This is a genomic window from Kineosporia sp. R_H_3 (assembly GCF_002198675.1).
In the GTDB taxonomy this organism is placed as follows: domain Bacteria; phylum Actinomycetota; class Actinomycetes; order Actinomycetales; family Kineosporiaceae; genus R-H-3.
Map to the genome: position 1 here is coordinate 25377 of NZ_MWLL01000220.1, position 24294 is coordinate 49670.

Consider the following 24294-nt stretch of genomic DNA (forward strand, 5'->3'; position numbering starts at 1 on the left):
TACTGGAACGAGTACCAACGTACCTTCTCCGGTACTCGACCGGTATCCTCCGGGGGTGCCCTCCTCGACGCGCCTCGACGTCCGTCGCGAGGAGCTGCTCACCGAGCTGACGGACCTCTTCCTCCGGGAGGGCTTCGCCGGTCTCAGCACCGCGGACCTCGCCGAGCGCCTGCACTGCTCGAAGACGACGCTCTACCTCGTCGCGTCGAGCAAGGAGCAGATCGTCGTGACGACGGTCCGCAGCTTCTTCCGGCGGGCGGCCGAGCGGATCGAGGCGCGGGTCGCGGCCTCCGACGACCCGGTGACCCGGATCCGGCTCTACCTCGACGGGGTGGCCGCCGAGCTGGACCCGGCGACGCAGGCCTTCCACCGCGACCTCGCCGCGTTCGCGCCGGCCGCGCAGGTGTACCGGGAGAACACCCTGCACGCCGCGCGCCGGGTGCAGGAGCTCGTCGCCGCGGGCGTCGCGGCCGGGGCGCTGCGACCGGCCCACACCGGGTTCGTCGGCGCGGCGGTCACCGAGGTCATGACGGCGATCCAGCGCGGCGACGTCGCGGCGGCGACCGGTCTCACGGACGCCGAGGCCTACCGCGAGCTCGTCGACCTCGTGCTGTCCGGCCTGGCCGTCTAGAGCTCCAGCACCTCGGCGCGGCCGCGGGCGGCGGGGGTGCCCTCGTCGACGGTCACCCCGCCGAGGTCGAGCGTCTGCACCTTCGCCAGGCGCGAGGCGTCCGCGAGCAGTGCCCGGTAGGCGTCCTGGACGACGTACGTCCGGAACGCCCGGGCGAAGATCGAGCGGTCCTCGTCGAGCCGGACCAGCTCCTCGGAGAGCGCGGCGAGCCGCCGCTGGACCGCCTCCCGGGAGAGCAGCCCGCCGAGGTCCGGCGTGCGCGGCGGGGCCGGCTCCGGCGCGGTGCCGTGCGCGACGACCGCCCGGGACCAGGCCGGACGCGGCGGGATGAGCAGCTCGAAGAGAGCGAACAGCGCGACGAAGAGCAGCACCGACAGCAGCAGCGCCATGGCCCACCTCGCCTTCGAGACCTCCATGCTAGGCACGCCGTGGCGTCGCCGTCACGGGCCGAGAGGCACATGCCCCACGCCGCGGCCCGGCCCGTGCCAGGCGCTCAGGCGGTCAGGTAGCGGCGGACCCCCTCCGGGTCGTCGGTCGTGGACGTCACGACCGCACGGTCGACGAGCAGCTCGAGGTGCGCGGCCGTCTCGAGGGTCGCGAGCATCTGGTTGAAGACGTCGAGGTCGTCGAAGGCCCGGCCGCGGCGGGTCCACGTGAGGATCCGGGCCACCTCGTAGGCGGTCGTCGCGCCGGCGGCGAGCGCGAGGAACGTGGCGTCGAGGCGCTCCTCGTGGTGCGCGAGCAGCGCGTCGACCCGCTCGTGGACCGGGCCGGCGACGGCGCCGTGCGCGGGCAGCAGGAGGGCGTCGGGCAGGGCGCGGACCAGGGCGAGCGAGACCATGTAGTCGGCCAGCGGTGAGCGCCCCGGCAGCGGTTCGAAGCCGATCGACGGCGTGATGTGCGGCAGTACGTGATCACCGGCGAAGAGCAGGCCTGCGGCCGCGTCGTGGAAGACGAGGTGGCCGCGGGTGTGGCCGGGCGTCGCGACGGCGCGCAGGGTGCGGCCCGCGAGGGCGACGTCCGTGCCGTCGTCGAGCCACGTGTCCGGGGGCTGCCAGTCGTCGAGGTCGAGCGGGCCCGGGTCGTGCGCCGCGACCGCGTCGGCGACCGGGCCGGCACCGGCCCGGCGCAGCAGCGTGACCTGCTGCGGGAGCCGTTCGCCGCTGCGGCCCAGGATCGCCGTGACGGCCGGTCGCTCGCCGGTCCCCAGGCTCACCGACGCCCCGACCCGGCGGCGCAGCGCGACGGCCTGGGTGTAGTGGTCGCGGTGGACGTGCGTCACGAGCACCCGGCGCACCTCGCGGACGTCGCGCCCGATCCCGGCGAGAGCGGCCTCCAGGGCCCGCTCGCTCTCGGCGAGGGCCCAGCCGCCGTCGACGAGCGTCAGCGCGTCGCCGTCCTCGACGGCGTAGACGTTGACCGCGCGCAGCCCGTCGTGCGGGAGCGGCAGCGGGATCCGGTGCACGCCGGGGGAGACGGGGTGCGCCCCGGGCGTCGTCCAGTCCTGCTGCGTCGTCCCGGGCATGCCGCGAGACTACGGTCCGTCGTCCGGGGCGCCGTCCGCGAGGGCCGCGACGGCCTCGGCGACGGCGGCCGGGTCGCTCACCGGCGTGAGGTGCCGGGCGTCGGGGATGATCCGCGGCGGCGGGGCACCGATCCGCCGGGCCGTCTCCTGCGGCGTCCCCGCCGGGAAGACGTCGTCCTGCGCCCCGAACACGACCGCTTTGGGCACGTCGAGCCCCGCGACGAGCGACAGCCGCGCCGTCGGCACCCCCAGCACGCCGGTGTCGAGCATCGCCCACAGCGCGTCCTCCGCGCCCTCCACCCGGAACGGCCGCCGCCACCCGTCGATCCCGGCCGCGTCGAGCCGCGGGCACCGTGGCCCGCACTGCCCGTCGTAGACGCCGCGGACGACGGCGTCGGAGCCGACGGCGAGCCGCAGGAGCGTCGTCCGGTACGGCGGCAGGACGACGTACCGCACCGGGCTGCGGGCGCCGGCCCCGGTCGCGAGCGCGTCGCCGTCGAGGAGCATGAGCCCGCCGACCCGTTGCGGCGCACGCAGTGCGGCCTCGACGACGACCGCCGCGCCGCTGGAGTGCCCGACGAGGACGGGCCGGTCCAGACCGAGCGCGTCGAGCAGCCCGAGCAGCTGGCGGGCCGCGTGGTCGAGGTCGTAGGGTCCCTGCCGCTGCGTGTAGCCCCAGCCGACGACGTCGTAGGCGTAGACCCGGTGGCCGGCGGAGAGCCGCTGCGCGACGGCGTCCCAGGTGCCGGCGCTCTCCGCGGCGCCGGGCACGAGGACGACGGCCGGACCGGTGCTGCCGTGCACGGACACCCGCGTCATGAGGTCCCCGGTGCGGACGTACGTCAGCCCCGGTGGCGCGGCGGACGGCTCGTCGGTGAGCCGGTTGAAGCCCCAGGACGCCACGGTGAGGGCGACGACGAGGGTCGCCGCGACGACGCCCGCCCGGCGCAGCGCGCGCCGGGCCCGCGGACGCCGGCTCACGGCCGGGCCACCGGGGACGGCAGCGCCCGCTGCACCCGGGCCACGACCCGGAAGGCGTCGCGCAGCCCGCGTCGCTCGAGCGTCGTCAGCTCGTCGGGGCGCAGGTGGTCGTCGGGGGCCTCGCCGCGCCCGACCTGGCCCGCCTGGTGGTGCAGCCGGGTGTCCTGGACGACGTCGAGCGCGTCGGTGAGGTCGCGCGCCTCGTCGTCCCGCAGCAGGCCGTGGACGGCGGCCGCCCGCAGCCGCGCCGCGGTGCCGGTCGGCGGCGCGGGCAGCAGGGTCGCGAGGTACCGGCCGGCGGCGACGACAGGGCCGGCGCCGCCGCGCTTGAGGTCGACGGTGCCGGCGTGCTCGCCGCCGCTCTCGATGACGAGCCCGCGGACGAAGCCGGTCGGCGGGTGCAGGGCCGTCGCGACCCGGTGGGCCGTCGTCCGGACGGCGGGGCGCGCGTGCGCCGAGCGCAGGGCCCGGCCGACCGGCGCCCACGTGGCGTGGCCGCGCACCGGTCGCGCGTCCGCGAGGGCGGAGAGGTAGATGTCGGCCTGGTTCTCGGTCGGCGCACCGGCCCAGCCGGCGACGGCCGTGCACCAGGCGCTGACCGAGCGGGAGAACCGCGGGTCGTCGGCGCGGACGCCGTTGACGTCGTGGTCGAGCCCGCACGCGCCGAGCGTGCCGAGCACCTCGACGGCGAGGCCGCGCATCCAGCGCCGGACGTCCGGGTCGGCGTCGTCGCCCTCCCAGGCGAGGAGCGAGTCGAGGTCGGACGACGGCACCGCCTCGCCGCGCGCGACGGAACCGGTGACGAGCCAGGTGAACGGCACCGGCGGGACGCCCCGGGCCGTGACGTGGAGCTCGACGGCGCGGGCGACGACGGCCTCGACGAGCGCGCTCAGGGTGCCGGTCACCGTGCCCGGCGGCATCCCCGCGTCGACCGCGGCGAGCAGCGCGGGGCGCATCCCGCGGGCCGCCTCGACGAGCGCTGCGGGCGTCGCGGCGCGGGACACCGCGCGACGCAGCCGCACCGGCGTGCGGCTCTGCGCCGCGAGCAGGTCGCGGTCCTCGACGACGCCGAGCACCTCGCCGCCCGCCCCGACGACCGGCAGGTGCCGGAAGCCGTGGGTGAGCAGCGCGAGGACGGCGTCGTCCGTCGTCGCGTCCGGCGGCACGGTGACCGCGGGCACGGTCGCCACCTCGCCGACCGGGTCCGAGACGCTCCGGCCGACCGCGACGACCCGGGTCCGCAGGTCGCGGTCGGTAAGGATCCCGAGGCGGCCGTCCGCCGTCCGCACCAGGGCGCACGAGGCGTCCCGGTCGCGCATCGCGGCGACGACGTCGCGCAGCGGGTCGGCGGCCGCGGCGACGACGACGGCCCGCGCGAGCGGACCGACCGCCTCGGGCGCGCCGTCCGGCGCCGACGGCGCGCCGGCCGGCGGTGTCCGCTCGCGCACGGTGCGGGCGAGGAAGCGCAGCCCGCTGCGACCGGCGAGCAGCGGGAGGATCGCGTCGGCGGGCAGCCGGTAGGCGACGACGTCCTCCGCGGCCCGCACGTCGAGGCCCGGCGGGAGCCCCGAGACCGCGGACGGCAGCCCGACGACCTCGCCCTCGCCGAGGACGTCGACGACACGGCCGTCGGCGAGCAGGTCGGCGTGCCCGGTGCGCAGCACCCGGACCGCCCCGTCGCCGGGGCCGCCGGCGGTGACGATCAGGGTGCCTGCGGCGACGTGCTCGACGACGACCGCCGCCGCGACGGCGCGCAGCACGTCGTCCGGGGCACCGTCGAACGGCGGGAACCCCCGCAGGAAGGCGACCGTGTCGTGCACGAGGTCATCGTGCACGAACGCCTCCCTGCGGGGGTCCGGGTGGTGCCGGTGGGTCAGAGGTTCTCGATCTGCCGGGCGCGCCGCTGGTGCTCCAGCGGGTTGAGCTCGGCGTCGATCGCGTCACCGTGCGGTGCGTCGCTGCGCTCGTGCGGCCGGCTCACGAGCATGTAGACGAGGCCGACGGCGATGACGACGACGGCCGAGACGCCGAGGCTGTAGCGCTCGTACCAGGCGCCCTCGGCCGCCGCCGTGTACTTGACGAGGACGAAGATCGCCGAGACGCCGTAGACGAGGGCCGCGACCGTGACCGGCATGCCCCAGCTGCCGAGCGTGAAGGCGCCGGAGGGCCGCCAGCCCTTGACCCGGGCCCGCAGCGCGGCGAAGACGACCATCTGGAACGCGACGTAGATGCCGAGCGAGCCGAAGCTGATGATGAGCGTCAGGGCCTTGCCGGGCATCCACTGCGAGCCGATGACGATGGCCGCCGGGATGAGCGCCGCACCGAGCATCGCGTACGGCGGCACGTGCCGGGTCTGGCTGAACTTCTTGAGGATCCGGCTGCCGAAGATCATGTCGTCGCGGGCGTAGGAGTACGTGAGCCGGCTGGCGGCCGCCTGCAGGCTCATCGCGCACGAGATGAACGACAGCAGGATGACGATGAACACGACGCGGGTGCCGGTCTCGCCGAAGGCGTTGACGAGGACGGTGCCGACCGGGTCGGTGTCCTCGCCGGAGATGACGGCGCCGAAGTCGCTGATCGACAGCAGCAGCGCCATCGTCACGAAGATGGCCGCGGCGCCGCCGATGTAGATGGTGCGGCGCATGGACGTCGGGATCCGCTTGCCGGGGTTGGGGACCTCCTCGGCGACGTCGCCGCAGGCCTCGAAGCCGTAGTACTGGTAGATGCCGAGCAGGCTCGCCGCGAGGAACGCCGGCACGTAGCTGCCGGCCCCGGCGCCGAAGCTGTTCGTGAAGATGGACAGGGTCTGCTCGCGGTGGGCGATGAGCAGCCAGGCGCCGACGGCGAGCGCACCGACGATCTCGGCGGCGAACCCGGCGATCGCGGCGAGCGCGAGCACCCGGGTGCCGGCGAGGTTGATGAACGTCGCGAAGACGATGAGGCCGAGCGCGCAGGCGATCGTCGCGGCCGTCGACGGCTCGACGCCGAGCACGAACGACAGGTACGGGCCGGCGCCGTAGACGACGCTCGCGATCGTCGAGAGCAGGGCGGCGAGGTAGATCCAGCCCGCCATCCACGCCCAGCGGCGGCCCCAGAGCCGGCGGGCCCACGGGTAGACGCCGCCCGCGATCGGGTACTGCGCGACGACCTCGCTGAACACCTGCGCCACGAGGAACTGGCCGATGCCGACGATGACGAGCGACCAGATCATCGGCGGGCCGGCGACCGGCAGCAGCAGACCGAAGAGGGAGTAGATGCCGACGACGGGCGAGAGGTACGTGAAGCCGAGCGAGAAGTTCGCCCAAAGGCTCATGTCGCGCTTGAACTCGGACGTGTAGCCGAGGGCCGCGAGCCGCGCGGCGTCCTCGTCGTGGTGCGCGGCGGTGTCGCTCAACGCTGCTCCTAGGACGTCGGGCCGAGTCGACTCGGCGACGGGGACACGCCGGCGGACGGCGATGGCGGCAAAACCTATTGCTTCATAGTTCACAGCACAAGACTTTCCCGAGGCGGCCCGGTAACTTCTCCGAGGGGCCTCCAGGGGCGACGGCGACGGGTGGGACGGCAGTGGCGGTTGGGGAGCGGGTCAGCGCCCGTACGGCGGTCTTCGCACCGCTGACCTCCGGCGGCCGGGCCGAGGCGGTGGTCCAGCGGATCACCGAGTCGGCGTCCCTCGGGCTGCTCGCGGACGGCGAGCAGCTGCCGAGCGAGACCGAGCTCGCCGCCCAGCTCGGGGTCTCCACCGTCACGCTGCGGGAGGCGCTGGCCTCGCTGCGGGAGCAGGGGCTCGTCGAGACCCGGCGCGGCCGCAACGGCGGCAGCTTCATCCGGGCCCCCGGCGACCCGACGAAGACCGACCTGCGCGCGCGGCTGTCGGCGCTGAGCGTCTCGGACCTGCGCGACGCGGGCGACGAGCTCGCGTCCGTCTCCGGGGCGGCCGCCCGGCTCGCGGCGTCCCGGGCGTCGACGGACAACGTCCGCCGGCTGCTCGCGCTCGCCGAGCGGATCGGCGCCGCCGCCGGCGTCGGGGACCGCACGCGGGCGGACAGCCGGTTCCACATCGAGGTCGCCGTCTCGGCGGCGTCCGAGCGGCTCACCCGCAGCGAGGTGTCGCTCCAGGGCGAGCTCGGGCTGCTCCTGTGGGGCGCCGCGAGCGCGGCCGGGCACGCGGCCGAGTCCGCCGAGCAGCACCGCGCGATCGCCCTCGCGATCTCCCGCGAGGACGCCGGCCTGGCCCGTGACCTCGCCGAGCGGCACGTCGAGCAGAACATGCACCGGCTCATCGAGGCCCGGATCGAGCTGCACGGAGGTGGCGGGCGTGGTCGTTGACGGGGCGGGCCGCGGCGGTACGACGGCCGGCGACGTCGCAACGGTCGCCGCGCTGCTCGCCGGGCCGGTCGAGCGGATCTTCGGCGAGCTGCGCCCGATCGCCACGGCGTTCGCCGGGATCGTCGCCGCCGCCACGGCGGCCGGCCGCCGTCCGGTGGTCGCGGACCTCGCCGGGCTGCGCCCGCTCGCGGACGCCGCCATGGGCGCCGACGGGCTGCTCGTCGGGGCCGGGGTCGTCCTCGAGCCCGGGCTGCTCGCGGACGCCGACCGGTACCTCGAGTGGCGCCAGCGCGGCCGCGACGGCCGGTACGGCGCCCTCGTGCTCGACGTCGACCCGGCGAGCGAGGACCCGTACGACTACCCCGAGATGGAGTGGTTCCGGGTGCCGCGCGACGAGCGCCGCCGGATGGTCGGCGGCCCGTACTTCGACTACCGCGGCGCGGACCGGTTCGCGCTGACGTTCGCGCTGCCCGTGGTCGTCGACGGGGTGTTCGCCGGGGTGGCCGGGGCCGACGTCCCGCTCGCGGTGCTCGAGGCCGAGCTGCTGCCCGTGCTGCGCCGGATCCGCGCCCGGGCCGCGCTGGTGAACCACGAGAGCCGTGTCGTCACCGCGAACACGCCGCACTACGCGACCGGGGCCCGGGTGCGTCCGGGCGGGCCGGGGGAGCCGCTCGAGGTCGTCCCGGCCGTCGAGGACCTGCCCTGGGACCTGCTCGTCGCCGCTGCGGGCTGATCCGCCGTCCGGCGCGGCCGGCGCCTCCGGACCTGTCCGTGGGCCTCCGCGTCAACCCCTTGACAAATAAAACTATGAAGTCAATGGTTTGGCGTCATGACGCAGACACCCACCGCCGCGACGCCCCCGCTGTCGTGGGACGACCTCGCGTACCTGCCCGTCTCCGACCCCTCGTTCTCGGTGCAGTCGGACGCCGTCCGGCAGGCCCGCGCGCAGGGCTGGTGCGCCCGGACGCCGTACGGTCTCGCCGTCCTGCGCTACGACGAGGTCAACAAGCTCATCAAGGACCGCCGGCTGCGGCAGGGCAGCTGGGCGTGGCCCGCGCACAACGGCGTCACGGGGCGGTTCGCCGACTGGTGGGCCGGCTGGCTGCTCAACATGGAGGGCGAGGACCACGCCCGGCTGCGCCGCCTGCTCAACCCGGCGTTCTCCCCGCGCGCGCTCGCCGAGCTCTCGCCGACGTTCGTCGCGCTGGCGAACGAGCTCGTCGACGGGTTCGCCGCGACCGGTGAGTGCGAGTACGTCTCGCAGTTCGCCGAGCCCTACGCCGCGCGCGTCGTCGCGATGCTCCTGGGCATCCCCGAGGAGGAGTGGCCGGCGATCGCCGAGGTCTCGGCGACGATCGGGCTCGCGATGGGCGTGACGTTCGCCCAGGAGCTGCCGCGCATCGAGGACGCCCTCGACCGGCTCTTCGCCTACTGCGACGCGATCATCGCCGACCGCACGGCGAACCCGCGCGACGACTTCGCGACGACGCTCGTGCTCGCCCAGCGCGACGGCGAGCGGCTCAGCCCGACCGAGCTGCGCGACTCGATGGCGCTGCTCGTGTTCGGCGGCTTCGACACGACCCGCAACCAGCTCGCGCTCGCGATGAAGACCTTCGCCGAGCACCCCGACCAGTGGGCCCTGCTCGCGCAGCGTCCCGACCTCGGCAAGGCCGCGGTCGAGGAGGTCATGCGGGTCAGCCCGACCGTGACGTGGGTGACCCGGGAGGCGTTGGCGGACTTCGAGTTCCAAGGCCTGACCATCGAGGCCGGGACGACGGTCCACCTCTTCTCGGAGTCCGCCGGGACCGACCCCCTCGCGTTCGCCGACCCCTCCTTCGACATCACCGCCGAGGGCCGGGTCCCGCACTTCGGGTTCGGCGGCGGGGCGCACCACTGCCTCGGGCACTTCGTCGGCCGGATGGACATGTCCGTCGCGCTGCCGATCCTCGCGCAGCGGATGCCCGACCTGCGGATCGGCCCGGGTGCGGAGTGGATGCCGCTGTCCGGCAACACCGGCGCGCACCGGCTCCCGCTGCTGTTCACCCCGCAGTCCTGACACCGCCCTACGACCGAGAGGACGTGCCGTGAAGGTCGTCGTCGACATGACCCTGTGCCAGGACCACGGCCAGTGCGCGATCGCCGCGCCCGAGGTCTTCCGGATGGACGAGGACTCCAAGCTCGTCTTCGACGCCGAGCCGGACGGGTCGCTGAGCGACGCCGTCCAGGACGCGATCGACGTCTGCCCCGTCCAGGCGATCTTCCTCGAGCGCTGATGCCGCCGACCGTCGTGGTCGTCGGGGCCTCCCTCGGCGGCCTGCGGGCCGCCGAGCAGCTCCGCGCGCAGGGCTTCGGCGGCCGGCTCCTCGTCGTGGGCGCCGAACCCTGGATGCCCTACAACCGGCCGCCGCTGTCGAAGGAGGCGCTCGGCCGGGGAGCGGGCGACGGCACCGCCGCGGACCTCGCGGCGGCGCTCGCGTTCCGGCCGCGGGCCGCGGCGCACGACGTCGGGTGGGTGCTCGGCCGCACCGCCGTCGGCGCCGACCTGGCGGCCCGCACGGTGACCCTCGACGACGGCACGGTGCTCGGCTACGACGCGCTCGTCGTCGCGACCGGGCTGCGGCCGCGCCGGCTGCCCGTCGAGCGCCCCGCCGGTGGCCGGTTCACCCTGCGGACGGCGGACGACGCGGCCGCGTTGCGCCGCGAGGTGCGGCCCGGGGCGCGGGCCGTCGTCGTCGGCGGCGGGTTCGTCGGCTGCGAGACCGCGGGCACCCTGGCCGCCCTCGGCTGCCGGGTGACCGTCGTCGAGCCGCTGCCGGTGCCGATGCTGCGAGGCGTCGGCCCGGAGCTCGGGACGGCGCTGCTCACCCACCACCGGGAGGCCGGGCTGCGCCTCGAGACCGGGATCGGGGTGTCCGACCTCGTCGGCCGCGACGACCGGGTCACCGGCGTCCGCCTCGACGACGGCAGCGTGCTGCCGGCCGACCTCGTCGTCGAGTCCGTCGGCTCGTACCCGAACGTGGAGTGGCTGGCGGGCAACGGGTTGGACCTGTCCGACGGGTTGCTCTGCGACAACGACCTGCGGGTCGAGGGCCGGCGGGACGTCGTCGCCGTCGGCGACGTCGCCCGGTTCCCGAACCCGCGCTTCGACGAGGTGCCGCGCCGCGTCGAGCACTGGTGCGTCCCCGGGGACACCGCCAGACGGGCGGCGGCGACCGTCGTCGCGCACCTCGCCGGCGCGGCGACGTCCCCCGAGCCGTTCGCGCCGCTGCCCGCCTTCTGGAGCGACCAGCTCGGGCTGCGGCTGCAGTCCTTCGGAGCGCCCCGGCTCGCGGACGGCGCCGACGTCGTCGAGGGCGACCTGACCGACCTGCGGGCCGGCGTCGCCGTCGTGCACCGGCGGGCCGGCCGCGTCGTCGGCACCGTGCTCGTCAACGTCCCGGCGGCCCGGCACGCCGGCTACCGCTCGCTCGTCGCCGACGCCGCGCACCCCGTCGGCCACCGCGTCTGAACCCGTCCCGCCGTCCCGCCGTCCGCCGTCCACCGAGAGGAAACCCATGACGAACACCCCGCTCGACGCCCATCGCGAGGCCAACGCCGACGCGGCCCGGGGCGAGGAGATCGCCCGGACGATCGAGACCTCCGGCGTCGAGTTCGTCTACTACCAGGGCGTGACGATCACCGGCCGCGTCATCGGCAAGGTCGTCCCCGCCAAGCACCTGCGGCGCAACCTCGAGCGCGGGGTCAACCTGCACCGCACCGCGATCTCGGACCTGCAGTCCGACCGCGCCGGCAGCCTGCTCGGCGGCGGCGTCCACGCGGCGGAGTTCACCGCGATGCCGGACCTGGACACGTTCGCCGTCCTGCCGTGGGACTGCACCGTCGCCCGCTTCTTCACCCGGATCTACGAGCCCGACCACCTGCCCGAGGTCGGCGGCCGCCGGCTCGCCACGGACAGCCGCGGCGTCCTCAAGCAGGTGCACGCCGAGTTCACCGAGCGCACGGGTCTGGTCATGAGGTCGGGCTGCGAGCCGGAGATGACGTGGAAGGGCCCGGGGCTCGACGTGCGGTTCGCGGCCGGCTCGTCCCCGGCGTACCACGTCGAGAACCTCGAGATCATGCGGCCGGTGTACCAGCGGGTCATCCGCTACGCCCAGGCGCTCGGCCTCGACATGATCGAGGGCGACTACGAGGACCCGGGCCAGCTCGAGCTGAACTGGATGTTCGACCACGCCGACCTCACCGCCGACCGGCTCGTCGTCTACCGCCAGATCTGCCGCCAGGTCGCCCGCGAGCTCGGCCTCGTCGCGAGCTTCATGCCCAAGCCGGCCACCGGGATGATGGGCAACGGCTGCCACCACAACGTGAGCTTCTGGCGCGGCGACCAGAACATCCTCGCCGACCCCGCCCGTACCGAGCTGCACCTCACGGACGAGGGCCGGCACGCCCTCGGCGGCATCCTCAGCCACGCCGCGGGCTCGATGCTCCTCAACGGCTCGACCGTCAACTCCTACAAGCGCTACTGGGACGCCGGCCAGTTCGCGCCGTCCCAGATCAACTGGGGCATGGACAACAAGACGTGCACGGTGCGGCTGTCCGCCAACGGCCGGCTCGAGTACAAGCTCCCGGACGCGAGCGTCAACCCGTACCTGTCGCACGCCGCGATCATCGCCGCCGCCGCGGACGGCCTCGACCAACGGCTCGACCCGGGACCGCCCCAGGTCGGCAGCAGCTACGAGGGCGACTCCGAGCGCTTCGCCCCGCTGCCGCTCACGCTCGCGGCGGCGATCGAGGCCTTCCAGAAGGACGACGTCGTGCGCGGTGCGCTCGGCGAGGAGCTGTCCGACCTGCTCGTCGAGGTCAAGTCCGACGAGTGGGCGCGGTTCTGCGCCACCGTCACCGACTGGGAGATCGAGCGCTACGAGCAGGCGATCCCGTGAGCGCGCAGGACGCCGTGCTCCGGCTGGCCTGCCTCGACGCGGAGGCGCCCCCGCTGTTCCACAAGAGCCCGGACGGCGTGACCCGGGAGGGTTACGAGCCCGCCGCGGCCGCGGTGGTCGCCGCGGCCATGGGCCGCCGGGTGGAGTGGGTCATGGTGCCGTGGAACGACATGATCCCGTCGGTGCAGCGGCACGAGGCGGACGCCGTCTGGTGCGGGCAGAGCATCATCCCGTCCCGGGCCGAGCAGGTGGACTTCACCCGGCCCTACGGCGTCTTCAACGAGGCCCTGCTCGTCCGCAAGGGCAGCGGGATCACCGCACCCGGGGCGCTCGCCGGGCTGCGCGTCGGCGCGATCGCGGGCAGCACGAACATGGCGCTCGCGCAGACCTTCCCCGGTGCCGTCACGGTGCCGTTCGGCGGGGAGTCGGACGACGTCTTCGGCGAGATGCTCGCGGCGCTCGAGTCCGGTGCCGTGGACGGGGTCGTCGACGACGACCTCGTCTTCGTCCCGCTCGGTGACGACCCGCGGTTCGAGGTCGCGTTCACGGTGCGGACGCAGAACCGCTGGGGCGTCGGGGTCGCCAAGGACCGCCCCGAGCTCCGGGAGGCGATCGACGCGGCGTTGGCTACCGTCATCGGGGACGGACGCCTCGAGGCCGTCTGGCAGCAGTGGCTGCCGGGCCTCGACTATCCGTTCGGGTCCGAATAATCTCTGGCGGAGCCGTCCACCGAGGTCTGGAGCAGCGCATGTCCACCGTCGCGAGCACCCCTGCCGGCACCATCTCCCGCACGCCGTCCGACGAGGTGGCCGCCGGCCTGCCGGTCCGCACCGACCTGTGGGTCGACGGCGGCTTCCGCCCGGCCGTCTCCGGCAAGCGGTTCGACCGGGTCGCCCCGCGCGACGGCCGCGTCGTGGCGGCCGTCGCGGAGGGGGACGCCGCCGACGTCGACCTGGCCGTCGCGGCCGCCCGGCGCGCGTTCGAGGACCGCCGCTGGCGCGACCTGCACCCGCGGGAGCGCCGGGCCACCCTGCTGCGCCTGGCCGACCTCGTCGAGCGGGACGCCGACGAGCTCGCCCGGCTGGAGAGCCTGGACGTCGGCAAGCCGGTGTCGCACGCCAAGGCGGTCGACATCCGCGTGACGCTGCAGACGCTGCGGTTCTACGCCGAGGCGGCGGACAAGAGCTACGACGCCGTCGCCCCGACCGGGCCGACGGTGCACGCGACGATCACCCGGGAGCCGCTCGGGGTGGTCGGGGCCGTCGTCCCGTGGAACTTCCCGCTCATGATGGCGGTCTGGAAGATCGCCCCGGCGCTCGCGGTCGGCAACAGCATGGTCGTCAAGCCCGCCGAGCAGTCCCCGCTGACGCTGCTGCGGTTCGCCGAGCTCGCGGCCGAGGCCGGCCTGCCGGACGGCGTCCTCAACGTCGTCCCCGGGTTCGGCCCGACCGCGGGCGCCGCGCTCGGCCGGCACATGGACGTCGACGCGCTGACCTTCACCGGTTCGGGCCAGGTCGGCCGGCTGTTCCTCAACTACGCGGCCGAGTCGAACATCAAGGAGGTGTCGCTCGAGCTCGGCGGCAAGAGCCCGCAGCTCGTGCTCGCCGACGCCCCGGACACCGCCGCCGTCGCGAAGGCCGTCGCGGTCGGCGTCTTCTTCAACCAGGGCGAGGTGTGCTCGGCGGGCTCGCGGCTCGTCGTCCACCGCTCCCGCAAGGACGAGCTCGTCGAGGCCGTCGTCGCCGCGTCCGGGCGGCTGCGCCTCGGGGACCCGTTGGACCCCCAGACGTTCGTCGGTGCGCTCGTCGAGGCCGAGCACCTCGAGCGGGTGCTCGGCCACATCGGCGCGGCCCACGAGGACGGCGCCCGGCTGCTCACCGGCGGTGGGCAGGTGCTCGCCGAGACCGGCGGCTACTACGTCGAGCCGACGGTCTTCGACGACGTCGCCGCGGGGTCCCGGCTGGCGCAGCAGGAGGTCTTCGGGCCGGTGCTCGCCGTCCAGACCTTCGACGACCTCGACGAGGGCATCGCGCTCGCGAACGGCACCGACTACGGGCTCGGCGCCTCGGTGTGGACGAAGGACCTCTCGTCCGCGCACCTCGTCTCGCGCCGGCTGCGGGCCGGCACCGTCTGGGTGAACTGCTACGACGAGAGCGACATCACCGTGCCGTTCGGCGGCTACGGGCAGTCCGGCTTCGGCGGCCACGACAAGGGCCTGGCCGCGATGGACAAGTACACGCACACGAAGACGACGTGGATGGCCCTGTGACGGCGGCTCCCGAGGCGGCGACGACCGGTGCGGCGGTCATCCACGCCGCCGAGGTCGTCCCCGCGGACCCGGGGCCGCGGACCGGGCCGCGCGTCGACGTCCTGGTGTCGCTGAACTTCCCCGACCTCACCGAGCACGTCGCGCAGATCGTCCGCCGGTTCACCCGGGTCGCGCTCACCGGGTGCGCGCGGCTCGGGCTCGACTGGCGGCTCGTCGACACCTCGGCCGACCTGCCGCCGGTCGCGGAGGTCCTCGCCGCCGACGGGCTGCTGCTGCTCGGGGGCGGTGACGTCGACTCCGAGCTGTACGGCGTCCCCGGCCCGGTGCCGCACGAGTTCGGCGTCGACCGGGCCGCGGACCTGTTCTGCGTCGAGGCGATCCGGGGCGCGGTCGACGCCGGCGTCCCGGTGCTCGCGGTGTGCCGCGGCGCACAGCTGCTCAACGTCGCGTTCGGCGGCACGCTCGTGCCCGATCTCGACCCCGCGCACCTGCACCGCGGCGACTACGCGACGGGGCTGTTCATCGACGAGCACGTGAGCCTCGACCCCGGCACCCGGCTCGAGGCCGTGCTCGGGTGCCGCGAGCTGACCGTGCGCTCCGGGCACCACCAGGCGGTCGCGGACGTCGCCCCCGCCCTGCGGCGGGCGGCGGTCGCCGACGACGGGGTCGTCGAGGGCGTCGAGCACCCGGACGCGTGGGCGGTCGGCGTCCAGTGGCACCCCGAGGACGACGACGGCCCGTCCGCACCCCGCGACCTGCTCTGGTCCGCCCTCGCCGAGGCCGCCGCCGCCCGCCGCAGGGCGGGGGCGACGTCCGCGACCGCCTGGTGGTGCCCGGAGCGCACGGTCAGCNCGCCCGGGCCCGCCCCCACCCCCGCTGATGCTCGCGCCGGGTACCGGAATCCGGCGCCGGAACCGCCGTTTCCGGTACCCGGCGCGAGCATGAGCGGTCAGGCGGGGCGGCGGAGGGTGCGGGTCGGCTTCCAGCCCGGGCCGGGGACCGAGGCGCGGAGCATCCGGGTGTAGGCGTGCTGCGGTGCGTCGAGCACGTCCGCGGTCCGGCCGCGCTCGACGACGACCCCGCGCTGCATGACGAGGACGTCCTCGGTGAGCTGGCGGACGACGGCCAGGTCGTGGCTGATGAGCACGTAGCTGATGCCGCGCTCGTCACGGATGTCGGCCAGGACGTTGAGCACCTGGGCCTGGATCGACACGTCGAGGGCGGCCACGGACTCGTCGAGGATGAGCACCTTCGGCTCGGTCGCCAGCGCCCGTGCGATGGCGACCCGCTGCCGCTGGCCGCCCGACAGCGCCCTGGGCAGGGCGTCCATCTGCCGCTGGTCCAGGCCGACGAGGTCGGCCAGCTCGCCGACGATCCGGCGCCGGGTCGCCGCGTCGTGGTCGTGGTGGACCCGCAGCACCTCGTCGACCGCGGCCGTGCCGGACTGCCGCGGGTCGAGGCTCGAGTACGGGTCCTGGAAGACGATCTGCACCTCGCGGCCGCGAAGGGTGCGCTCGCGGGCGTTGCGCGCCGGGCGGGAGCGGTCACGGCCGCACGCGACGATCGTGCCTGCCGTGGGCCGTTCGAGGCCGACGACCATCCGCGCCACGGTCGTCTTGCCGCTGCCCGACTCGCCGACGATCGCGAGCGACCGGCCGGGCGCGAGCTCGAACGTCATGTCGTCGACGGCGACCTGGGTGCCGAAGACCTTGCGCAGCCCGCTCACGGACAGGACGGGACCGTCGGTGTCAGGCATCCGCCGTCTCCTCGCTCTCGGTCGGGCTCTCGGTCGGGTCGAGCAGCCGCCCGCGCAGGGCCGCGGCGCGTTCGCACCGGACCCGGCCGGCGTCGAGGTCCACGAGGGTCTGCTCGTGACCGCGGCAGCCGTCGAGCACGTGCGGGCAGCGTGGCGCGAACCGGCAGCCGGCCGGCGCCTCGAAGGCCGACACCGGGCGGCCGGGGATCGCGACGAGCCGCTCCGCGGTGGACGTGACGTCGGGTCTGGCCTGGACGAGCGCGGCGCTGTACGGGTGCAGGGGGTCGGCGTGCAGGCGGTGCGCCGCGCTCGTCTCGACGACCTGGCCGGCGTACATGACGCTCGTGCGGTCGCAGACCGCGCCGGCGAGCTCGAGGTCGTGGGTGATGAAGAGCATCGACAGGCCGCGGTCGCGGCGCAGGTCGTCGAGGATCGCCATGACCTCCGCCTGCGTCGTCACGTCGAGCGCGGTCGTGCACTCGTCGGCGAGGAGCAGCAGCGGCTGCGAGAGCAGGGCAGTGGCGATCATGACCCGCTGCAGCATGCCGCCGGACAGCTCGTGCGGGAACTGCCGCAGCCGCCGCGCGGGGTCGTCGATGCCGACCTCTTCGAGAGCGTCCGCCGCGCGGGTACGGGCCTGCGCGCGGGGCACGTCCTCGAGCGTGCGCAGCGACTCCGTCATGAAGTCCTCGATGCGCCGCACCGGGTTGATGTGGGCGCGGGGGTCCTGGAAGACGACGGCGACCTTCGCGCGGTGCCGGCGCAGGTCGGCGCCCGACAGGCCGAGGACGTCGGTGCCGGCGAACCGAACCGACCCCTCGACGCGCGCCCCGGCCGGCAGCAGCCGGGCGATCGCCTTGGCGGTCATGGACTTCCCGGAGCCGGACTCACCGACGAGGCCCATCGCCTCGCCCTCGCCGATCTCCAGCGTCGTGCCCGTGATGACCTCACGGTCGGTGCCCCCGACGCGCAGCCGCACGGTGAGGTCGCGGACCTCGAGCAGCGCGCTCACCGGTGCGCCTGCTTCCCCGCCGACTCGAGCCGGTCGCCGAGGAAGCTCACCGCCGAGACGACGACGACGATGCAGAGCACCGCCGTGAGCGACTCCATCGGGTAGCCCTGGAGCAGCCCCGTCTTGCCCTCGGACACCATGACCCCCCAGTCGGCCTGCGGTGACTGGACACCCAGCCCCAGGAACGAGATCGCCGCGAGGTCGACCATCGCGAAGCCGAAGAGGATGGTGCCCTGGGCGACGACGAGCCCGGAGATGTTCGGCAGCAGGTGCCGCAGGCACAGCCGCCAGGCCCCGAAACCCTGCACCTCCAGGGCGGCGACGTAGGCCATCGCGCGCTCCCTGAGCGCCGCGCTCCGCAAGACCCGCGCGACGTACGGCGAGTAGGCGACGGCGAGGGCGAGGCCGGCGGAGAGCAGCCCGGCCCCGAAGACGGCGGCCGCGACGACGGCGAGCAGGATGCCCGGGAACGCGAAGACGACGTCGAGCCCGGCGGAGACGACGCGGTCGACCCGCCCGCCGAACCAGGCCGCCGTGACGGCGAGCGCGGAGCCGACCGCGACGGCGACGACCGCGACGAAGGCCGCACCGAGGAACGTCGTCCGCGCACCGACGAGCAGCCGGCTGAACAGGTCGCGGCCCTGGCCGTCGAACCCGAGCAGGTGCGACCCGTACGGTCCGACGTAGGCGAACGAGAGGTCGCTGAGGTCGGGGTCGAACGGCCGCACGAACGGGCCGACGACCGCGAGGACGGCGGCCAGCGCGACGACGACGAGGCTGAGCCAGCCGAGGACGCCGAGCCGCACGCGGCGCAGTCCGCCGCGGACGGCGGTGGCCTCGACCTCGGCGACCGGGTCGAGCACCTCGGCGGCGACGCCGGTCTGGACGCCCGAGGGGACGGGGATGCTCATGAGGCACGGCTCCCGAGGGCGACGCGCGGGTCGAGCAGCGCGTAGGCGAGGTCCACGAGCAGGTTCGTCACGACGAACGCGACGACGAGCACGAGGCTGATGCCCTGGACGACGGCGAAGTCCTTGTTGAGGGCGGCCTGGACGAGGTAGGCGCCGAGGCCGTTGAGCCCGAAGGCGGTCTCGACGACCGCCGAGAGCGCGATGAGGCTGGCCACGGTGAGCCCGACGACCGTCGTGATGGGGATCGCGGCGTTGCGCAGCACGTGCCGGCGGACGACGGACGACCAGGGCAGGCCCCGGCTCACGGCGGTCTGCACGTGCTCCTTGTCGAGCTCCTCGCGGACCGCCGTCCGGGTGACCCGGGTGACGAGGGCGACGGAGGTCGCGGCGAGCGCGAGCGACGGCAGCACGAGGTGCTTGAGGGAGTCCGCGAAACCTGTTCCGGTGCCGAGGACCGGCAGCCAGCCGAGCCGGACGCCGAAGAGGAACTGCAGGACGACGGCGGCGGCGAACGACGGCATGGCGGCCGACACCGTCGAGACGAGGACGACGCCGGTGTCGACGGCACCCTTGCGCAGCGCGCCGAGCAGGCCGAGCCCGACACCGCCGACGACGATGATCAGCGAGGTGAGCGCGACGAGCGAGGCGGTGACGCCGATCCGCTGGCCGATGAGCGTGGACACGTTCTCGCGCAACGGGATCGACTGGCCCAGGTCGCCGGTGACGGCGGCGGTGAGCCAGTTCCAGTAGCGCACGAGGAACGGGTCGTCGAGGTGGTACCTCGCGTTGAGCTCGGCGAGCACCTCCGGGGAGGGCGTCCGGCCGCCGGTGAGCGCCGCGATCGGGCTGCCGGGGGCGAGGTCGAGCGCGCCGTAGACGGCGAAGCTCGCGACGAGCAGCGTCGCGACGAGCATGGCGCCGCGGCGGAGCAGGAACCTGAGCATCCGGACCTCCCGTCGGTGGGGATGGACGGTCGGCCGGGCCGGTCGCGGGGACCGGCCCGGCCGATCGCGGCTACTGGCCGGTGCCGCCGAGGTAGACCGCCCACGGCGAGAACATGTACGAGAACGTCGCCGGGGCGCCGGTGACGGACTTGTGCATGATGACGACGTTGTTCGGCTCGACGAGGGGGATCCAGACGAGCTGCTCGGTGATGATCTTCTGGCCGGCGACGACGAACTCGGCGCGCTTGACCGGGTCGGCCTCGCTGCGGGCCGCCTCGAAGGCCTTCGTCACCTCGGCGTTCTCCCAGCCGCTGAAGTTCTGCGAGCCGCCGGGCATGGCCAGGGTGTTGTAGAGCGCAGCGGGGTCGCCGTAGTCGCCGTAGTTCGTCGTGACGAACCCGTCGACCGACCCCCACGCCTTGGGGTCGATGAAGAAGTTGATGTAGTTCGACGGGCTCACGTTGTTGATCTCGACCTTGAGCCCGACGGCTTCGGCGGCCGCCTTGACCGCGAGGGCCGAGGTGTTGAGCGCCGGGATGCCGGACGAGGCGCCGAGCGTGATGGTCTGGCCGACGGCGCCCGCCTCCTTGGCGAGGGCCTGCCCCTTGGCGACGTCACGCGTCATCGGCGGCAGCGCGTCGTAGCCCGCCTTGAAGGTGTCCTGCGCGTAGCCCCACGTGCCGGACGCGGCGAGCGCCCGCGGGATGTTCGCCGCGCCCTTCCAGACCGAGTTGATGACGCCCTCGCGGTCGAGTGCGTACGAGATCGCCTGGCGCACCTTGGGGTCGGCGAGGGGGCCCTTCGTGGCGCTCACGACGAGTGCCGACGTCGGGTAGGGCGCGCCCTGGTAGACCTTGACGTTCGGGTCGGTCTGGAGCTGGCCGAGGGTGCTCAGCGAGATGACGTAGCCGCCGTCGATCGAGCCGGTCTTGAGGCCGGCCGTGAACGTCGCGTCGTCCGGGACGCCGATGACCGTGAGGCTCTTGAGCTTCGGCTTGGGCAGGCTGGAGTCCCAGTAGTCGGGGTTCGGGACCATCTTGACGCCCTGGCCGGTCTTCCAGGAGTCGAGCTTGAACGGTCCCGAGCACATGGTGCCGGCCGAGACCGAGCCGAAGTCCTTGCCCTTGGCCTCGACGAACTTCTTCTGGACGACCTCGCCCGGCGTCGCCGACAGCTCGCCGAGCAGCCAGAAGTCGGGCTGCTTGAGCTTGATCGTGAACGTCTTGTCGCCGGTGGTCTCCATGGACTCGACCCGCTCGAAGACCTTGGCGTAGAAGCCGCCGCCCTTCGGGTCCGCGCCCCGCTTCAGGCTGAAGACGGCGTCCTCGGCGGTGACGGGCGTGCCGTCCCAGAACTTCGCGGCGGCGTTGATCTCGAAGTCGAACTGCGTGGGCGACGTCGTCGTCACCTTCGCCAGGCCGTCGCCGATCGTCATGTCGGGCTTCTGGCGCAGGAGGGAGTCGCACAGGAGCGGGTCGACGGTGTTCTCCGGGTAGTCGAACGCCTGGATCGGGTCGAGGGTCTGGGTCTCCCGGTAGGTCCCCCACACGACGTCGCCGGCGTCCGCGGTCGGGGCCGGGGTGTCGACGACGAAGCCGGACGTCGGGGCGGACGCGCCGGACGAGGCCGATCCGGACCCGGTGGCCTGGGTGGGCGGCGGCGCGCCGCCGCATGCGGCGAGCACGATCGCCGCCGTGAGGCCGGTGACGCCGAAGGCGGCGCGCCGGCGGGGAGAGACCTGGACCATCGGGTTCTTCCTTCCTGGGGGCGGTCGGGCGGTGCGGTGGTGCGGTGGTGCGGCGGGCTGCGGAACGGCTAAAGGGCGGGACGCCAGGCGGGATCGGCCCAGAGCCCGAGCTCGCGCTCGGCGGCCGCGCCGACGTGGAACGCGGTGACGTCGTCGTAGGGGCGGGCGACGACCTGCACACCTGTCGGGACGCCGTTCGAGGCCCGGCCGGACGGCACGTTGAGCACCGGGTGCCGGCTCGCGACGTTGAACACGGGAGTGAGCGCCGCGAAGATGTAGAGGTCGAGATGCGTTCCGGCGACGTCGATCCCGTCCGGGTACTCGTTGCCCGCCTCGAACCCGAGGCCGCCGACCGTCGGGCAGACGAGGGCGTCGTGGCCGTCGAAGACCTCGGCGAGCGCGAGGTGCACGGCCGACTCGGCCGCCATGCCCGCGTAGGTGCCGGTGCGGGCGAACGCGGCGCTCGAGAGTGCGAGGAACTGACGGGTGTAGGCCATGAAGCGCGGGTCGTCGGGGTCGGCGACCTCGGCCATCGACGGGCCCATGACGGCGCCGTAGTGGACGAGCGCGGCCTCGGTGAGCGCCGCGCGCGAGATCGGGACGCGGACCTCCTCGACGACGGCGCCGGCGGCCTTCAGGGCGTCGGCGAACGTCCGCGTGTTCGCCTCGACCTCCGGCTCGACGGGGAAGTCGCCGAGGGTCACGGCGAGCGCGACCCGCAGGCCGCGGACGTCGCCGAGGTCGGCGGGGATCGGCAGCGCCGGGAGCGACACGTGGTCGACCCGGTGCCGGCCCTGGACGACGTTGTGGAAGAGGGCGACGTCCGCGACGGTGCGGCCCATCGCGCCGTCGTGGCAGTAGACGTCGAGGTTGAACGGCGGCAGCGCCGGGACGCGGCCGTAGGGGGCCTTGAAGCCGACGACGCCGCAGAACGACGCGGGGATCCGGATCGAGCCGCCGATGTCCGAGCCGCTCGCCAGGTAGGCGGTGCCCGCGGCGAGCGCCGCACCGGAGCCGCCGGAGGACCCGCCCGGGGTGAAGTCCGGGTTCCACGGGTTGCGGGTCACGCCCCACAGGTCGCTGTGGGTGAACCCGGCGCAGCTGAACTCCGGGGTCGTCGTGCGGGCGTGCACGACGGCCCCGGCGGCCAGGACGCGCTCGGCGACGGGGTGGGTCTCGTCGGCCACGTAGCCCTCGGTGAGGCGGGAGCCGAAGCGCAGGGACCGGCCCTGGATCGGCTGCTCCTCCTTGAGGGCGACGGGCAGGCCCTCGAGCGCGCGCGGCGCCTCGCCGGTGCCGGCGTAGCGCCGCTCGGCGGCCACGGCCGCGGCGCGGAAGTCCTCGTGGTCGCGCTCGAGGAGGGCGTTGACGGTGGGCTCGACGGCGTCGGCCCGGGCGTTGACGGCGTCGAGCACCTCGACCGGGGAGAGCTCCCTGGCGCGGAAGGCGCGGAGCACCTCGGTGGCGCTGAGGTAGTGCAGGTCGCTCACGGGAGGCTCCTCCTGCGTCGTCCGGTCGATCCGCCGTCTGATGGCGTTCCGGGGACCGTAAGGCGGCCCCGCAGGTTCGTCAATACCTTTGACAAGACCGTTGCCGAACAGGTGCGGACCGGGTTACGTTCACGTCTCCCGACCGGAGGACCGCCATGACCGCCGCAGACCTCGCGCTCGTCGACGTCCGGATCCGCACCCTGGACCCCGAGCGCCCCACCGCCACCGCGCTGGCCGTCAAGGACGGCGTCGTGGTGGCCGTCGGCGACGCCGCCGACGTCCGCGACGTCTGCGACGGCACGACCCGCGTGCTGTCCGGTGCCGGCTGGCACGTGACGCCGGGCATCGTCGACGGGCACCAGCACCTGCTCATGGGCGCCCAGGTGGCCCGCGGCGCGAGCTTCGACCGGGTGGCGACGCTCGAGGGCGTCCGGGACGTGCTGCGGGCCGAGCGGGCCCGGATCGGCCCCGGGGAGTGGCTGCGGGGCTACGCCTTCGAGTACGCGGCCCTGGAAGGGCGCGAGTTCCACCACTCGCTCGTCGACGAGGCCGCCGGGCCCGGCCCGATGCTCGTCAACTCCCTCGACATGCACACCGCCTTCGCCAACGCCGAGGCGCTGCGCATCGCGGGCGTCACCGGGTCGCGCGACTTCTCCGACGGGGCCTTCGTCGTCGTCGACGACGCGGGCCGCCCGACCGGCGAGCTGCGCGAGATGGCGGCGATCCGCACCGTGTGGGACGCGGTCCCCGAGCCCTCGGAGGCGGACAAGCTCGGCTGGTACGCCGAGGCGATCCGGGCGCAGAACGCCGTCGGCATCACCGGGATCCACCAGATGGACGGCGGCCGGGAGACGATCGCGGCGCTGTCGGCGCTCGAGGCGGAGGGACTGCTCGGGCTGCGGGTCTGCCTGCACTCGTGGGTCGACCCGGCCGACGACGAGGACGCGCTCGCCGACATCGTGGCCCGCCGTGACCTGTCCGGCGCCCGGTGGTCCGCCGCCGCCGTGAAGTTCATGCTCGACGGCGTCATCGACACCGGGACGGCGTGGCTCGAGGAGCCGGACACCCACGGCGACGGCACCGACCCGATGTGGCCGGACGTCGAGCACTTCCGCCGGACGCTGCGGCGCTTCCACGACAAGGGGTTCCGGATCGCGACGCACGCCATCGGCGACCGCGCGGTGCGGGAGGTGCTCGACGCGTACGCGACGTTCCCGGGATCCGCGGGCCGGCACCGGATCGAGCACGTCGAGGCCGCGCCGCCGGCGACCGTCGCGCGGTTCGCCGCCGAGGGCGTCGCGGCGTCCATGCAGCCGATCCACCTGCGCTGGATCGGCGCGGAGATGGTGGACCCGTGGTCGCAGCGGCTCGGTGCCCACCGCTGTCGGCACGCCATGCCGTCGGGGGACATCGGGGCGAGCGGTGCGACCGTCGTCCTCGGCTCGGACTGGCCGGTCGCCCCGTTCGACCCGCGGCTCGGCCTGTTCGCCGCGCAGCGGCGCTTCGCCCCGGACGTCGAGGACCGGCGTCCGATCGGTGCGAGCCGCCCGCTCACCGGGCTCGAGGCGCTCACCGGGTACACGCTCGAGGCCGCCCGGGTCGACGGCGGGGACGGCGGCATGCTCCGGGTCGGCGCCCCCGCCGACCTCGTCGCCTGGGGCGACGACCCCGCGCTCTGCTCCCCCGAGGACGTCGTGGACCTTCCCGTGCACCTCACCGTGGTCGGCGGCGACGTCGTCCACCGCGCCGAGTAGGTTGTGACGCA

Annotated in this window: 22 protein-coding genes; 11 read left to right on the forward strand and 11 right to left on the reverse strand. The window is 74.5% G+C overall.

Annotated elements, in window-relative coordinates:
- The first annotated feature begins 55 nt into the window (after positions 1-55).
- Positions 56-631 (forward strand): TetR/AcrR family transcriptional regulator, encoded by a 576-nt coding sequence (locus ECOMGDLI_RS27815; RefSeq protein ID WP_088320099.1) that lies wholly within the window; start codon positions 56-58, stop codon positions 629-631.
- Here ECOMGDLI_RS27815 and ECOMGDLI_RS27820 read toward each other — a convergent pair.
- The 5 genes from ECOMGDLI_RS27820 to ECOMGDLI_RS27840 form a co-directional block, all read right to left on the reverse strand.
- The gene (locus tag ECOMGDLI_RS27820) at positions 628-1047 is read right to left on the reverse strand and encodes a hypothetical protein (protein ID WP_143447988.1); all 420 of its coding nucleotides are present in this window, start codon (positions 1045-1047) and stop codon (positions 628-630) included. The genes ECOMGDLI_RS27815 and ECOMGDLI_RS27820 overlap by 4 nt on opposite strands.
- Before the next feature lie 77 nt (positions 1048-1124).
- Entirely contained in the window at positions 1125-2156 is a 1032-nt protein-coding gene (locus ECOMGDLI_RS27825; RefSeq protein WP_088320101.1) for an MBL fold metallo-hydrolase, read from the reverse strand.
- Positions 2157-2165: 9 nt separating this feature from the next.
- Complete coding sequence (locus ECOMGDLI_RS27830) at positions 2166-3137, reverse strand: alpha/beta fold hydrolase (RefSeq protein WP_088320102.1); 972 nt, start codon at positions 3135-3137, stop codon at positions 2166-2168.
- On the reverse strand, positions 3134-4972 hold the full coding sequence (locus ECOMGDLI_RS27835) for a putative nucleotidyltransferase substrate binding domain-containing protein (protein WP_088320103.1): 1839 nt from the start codon (positions 4970-4972) through the stop codon (positions 3134-3136). The genes ECOMGDLI_RS27830 and ECOMGDLI_RS27835 overlap by 4 nt, the downstream gene beginning before the upstream one ends.
- 38 nt (positions 4973-5010) lie before the next feature.
- On the reverse strand, positions 5011-6531 hold the full coding sequence (locus tag ECOMGDLI_RS27840; RefSeq protein ID WP_198955240.1) for an APC family permease: 1521 nt from the start codon (positions 6529-6531) through the stop codon (positions 5011-5013).
- 170 nt (positions 6532-6701) lie between these two features.
- On the opposite strand from ECOMGDLI_RS27840, the gene ECOMGDLI_RS27845 reads away from it, so the two are divergent.
- From ECOMGDLI_RS27845 to ECOMGDLI_RS27885, 9 genes are all read left to right on the forward strand, one after another.
- Complete coding sequence (locus tag ECOMGDLI_RS27845; RefSeq protein WP_088320104.1) at positions 6702-7463, forward strand: FadR/GntR family transcriptional regulator; 762 nt, start codon at positions 6702-6704, stop codon at positions 7461-7463.
- Positions 7453-8196 carry a cache domain-containing protein gene (locus ECOMGDLI_RS27850; protein WP_088320105.1) on the forward strand — a complete coding sequence of 248 codons (744 nt, stop codon included), beginning with the start codon at positions 7453-7455 and terminating at the stop codon, positions 8194-8196. Before ECOMGDLI_RS27845 ends, ECOMGDLI_RS27850 begins: the two co-directional genes overlap by 11 nt.
- 96 nt (positions 8197-8292) lie before the next feature.
- On the forward strand, positions 8293-9519 hold the full coding sequence (locus ECOMGDLI_RS27855; RefSeq protein ID WP_088320106.1) for a cytochrome P450: 1227 nt from the start codon (positions 8293-8295) through the stop codon (positions 9517-9519).
- A 28-nt stretch (positions 9520-9547) separates the two neighbouring features.
- Positions 9548-9736, forward strand: a complete 189-nt coding sequence (locus ECOMGDLI_RS27860; RefSeq protein ID WP_088320107.1) for a ferredoxin — start codon at positions 9548-9550, stop codon at positions 9734-9736.
- A complete protein-coding gene (locus ECOMGDLI_RS27865; RefSeq protein ID WP_088320108.1) occupies positions 9736-10971 on the forward strand; it encodes an NAD(P)/FAD-dependent oxidoreductase in 1236 nt (411 codons plus the stop codon). Before ECOMGDLI_RS27860 ends, ECOMGDLI_RS27865 begins: the two co-directional genes overlap by 1 nt.
- Positions 10972-11017: 46 nt before the next feature.
- Positions 11018-12400 (forward strand): glutamine synthetase family protein, encoded by a 1383-nt coding sequence (locus ECOMGDLI_RS27870; RefSeq protein ID WP_088320109.1) that lies wholly within the window; start codon positions 11018-11020, stop codon positions 12398-12400.
- Complete coding sequence (locus ECOMGDLI_RS27875; protein WP_088320110.1) at positions 12397-13110, forward strand: ABC transporter substrate-binding protein; 714 nt, start codon at positions 12397-12399, stop codon at positions 13108-13110. Before ECOMGDLI_RS27870 ends, ECOMGDLI_RS27875 begins: the two co-directional genes overlap by 4 nt.
- A gap of 38 nt (positions 13111-13148) precedes the next feature.
- Positions 13149-14669 (forward strand): aldehyde dehydrogenase, encoded by a 1521-nt coding sequence (locus tag ECOMGDLI_RS27880; RefSeq protein ID WP_088320111.1) that lies wholly within the window; start codon positions 13149-13151, stop codon positions 14667-14669.
- On the forward strand, positions 14666-15520 hold an 855-nt coding region (locus tag ECOMGDLI_RS27885), incomplete at its 3' end, for a gamma-glutamyl-gamma-aminobutyrate hydrolase family protein (protein ID WP_233153656.1). The genes ECOMGDLI_RS27880 and ECOMGDLI_RS27885, both read left to right, overlap by 4 nt.
- A 98-nt stretch (positions 15521-15618) precedes the next feature.
- Here ECOMGDLI_RS27885 and ECOMGDLI_RS27890 read toward each other — a convergent pair.
- From ECOMGDLI_RS27890 to ECOMGDLI_RS27915, 6 genes are all read right to left on the reverse strand, one after another.
- Positions 15619-16425 (reverse strand): ABC transporter ATP-binding protein, encoded by an 807-nt coding sequence (locus ECOMGDLI_RS27890; protein WP_088320112.1) that lies wholly within the window; start codon positions 16423-16425, stop codon positions 15619-15621.
- The gene (locus ECOMGDLI_RS27895; protein ID WP_088320113.1) at positions 16418-17437 is read right to left on the reverse strand and encodes an ABC transporter ATP-binding protein; all 1020 of its coding nucleotides are present in this window, start codon (positions 17435-17437) and stop codon (positions 16418-16420) included. Before ECOMGDLI_RS27895 ends, ECOMGDLI_RS27890 begins: the two co-directional genes overlap by 8 nt.
- Positions 17434-18348, reverse strand: coding sequence for an ABC transporter permease (locus ECOMGDLI_RS27900; protein WP_088320114.1), 915 nt, complete (start codon positions 18346-18348; stop codon positions 17434-17436). The genes ECOMGDLI_RS27895 and ECOMGDLI_RS27900 overlap by 4 nt, the downstream gene beginning before the upstream one ends.
- The gene (locus ECOMGDLI_RS27905; protein ID WP_088320115.1) at positions 18345-19292 is read right to left on the reverse strand and encodes an ABC transporter permease; all 948 of its coding nucleotides are present in this window, start codon (positions 19290-19292) and stop codon (positions 18345-18347) included. Before ECOMGDLI_RS27905 ends, ECOMGDLI_RS27900 begins: the two co-directional genes overlap by 4 nt.
- A 70-nt stretch (positions 19293-19362) precedes the next feature.
- Positions 19363-21039 carry an ABC transporter substrate-binding protein gene (locus tag ECOMGDLI_RS27910; protein ID WP_088320116.1) on the reverse strand — a complete coding sequence of 559 codons (1677 nt, stop codon included), beginning with the start codon at positions 21037-21039 and terminating at the stop codon, positions 19363-19365.
- Between the two features lie 68 nt (positions 21040-21107).
- Positions 21108-22529, reverse strand: coding sequence for an amidase (locus tag ECOMGDLI_RS27915; RefSeq protein ID WP_088320117.1), 1422 nt, complete (start codon positions 22527-22529; stop codon positions 21108-21110).
- A 155-nt stretch (positions 22530-22684) separates the two neighbouring features.
- On the opposite strand from ECOMGDLI_RS27915, the gene ECOMGDLI_RS27920 reads away from it, so the two are divergent.
- A complete protein-coding gene (locus tag ECOMGDLI_RS27920; RefSeq protein WP_088320118.1) occupies positions 22685-24283 on the forward strand; it encodes an amidohydrolase in 1599 nt (532 codons plus the stop codon).
- Positions 24284-24294 lie beyond the last annotated feature (11 nt).

Bases quoted from the DNA above. Each gene is read 5' to 3' on its own strand.
- ECOMGDLI_RS27920 (WP_088320118.1), top strand. From the start codon at position 22,685: ATGACCGCCGCAGACCTCGCGCTCGTCGACGTCCGGATCCGCACCCTG.
- ECOMGDLI_RS27900 (WP_088320114.1), bottom strand. From the start codon at position 18,348: ATGAGCATCCCCGTCCCCTCGGGCGTCCAGACCGGCGTCGCCGCCGAG.
- ECOMGDLI_RS27890 (WP_088320112.1), bottom strand. From the start codon at position 16,425: ATGCCTGACACCGACGGTCCCGTCCTGTCCGTGAGCGGGCTGCGCAAG.
- ECOMGDLI_RS27855 (WP_088320106.1), top strand. From the start codon at position 8,293: ATGACGCAGACACCCACCGCCGCGACGCCCCCGCTGTCGTGGGACGAC.
- ECOMGDLI_RS27905 (WP_088320115.1), bottom strand. From the start codon at position 19,292: ATGCTCAGGTTCCTGCTCCGCCGCGGCGCCATGCTCGTCGCGACGCTG.
- ECOMGDLI_RS27870 (WP_088320109.1), top strand. From the start codon at position 11,018: ATGACGAACACCCCGCTCGACGCCCATCGCGAGGCCAACGCCGACGCG.
- ECOMGDLI_RS27865 (WP_088320108.1), top strand. From the start codon at position 9,736: ATGCCGCCGACCGTCGTGGTCGTCGGGGCCTCCCTCGGCGGCCTGCGG.
- ECOMGDLI_RS27820 (WP_143447988.1), bottom strand. From the start codon at position 1,047: ATGGAGGTCTCGAAGGCGAGGTGGGCCATGGCGCTGCTGCTGTCGGTG.
- ECOMGDLI_RS27910 (WP_088320116.1), bottom strand. From the start codon at position 21,039: ATGGTCCAGGTCTCTCCCCGCCGGCGCGCCGCCTTCGGCGTCACCGGC.
- ECOMGDLI_RS27825 (WP_088320101.1), bottom strand. From the start codon at position 2,156: ATGCCCGGGACGACGCAGCAGGACTGGACGACGCCCGGGGCGCACCCC.
- ECOMGDLI_RS27880 (WP_088320111.1), top strand. From the start codon at position 13,149: ATGTCCACCGTCGCGAGCACCCCTGCCGGCACCATCTCCCGCACGCCG.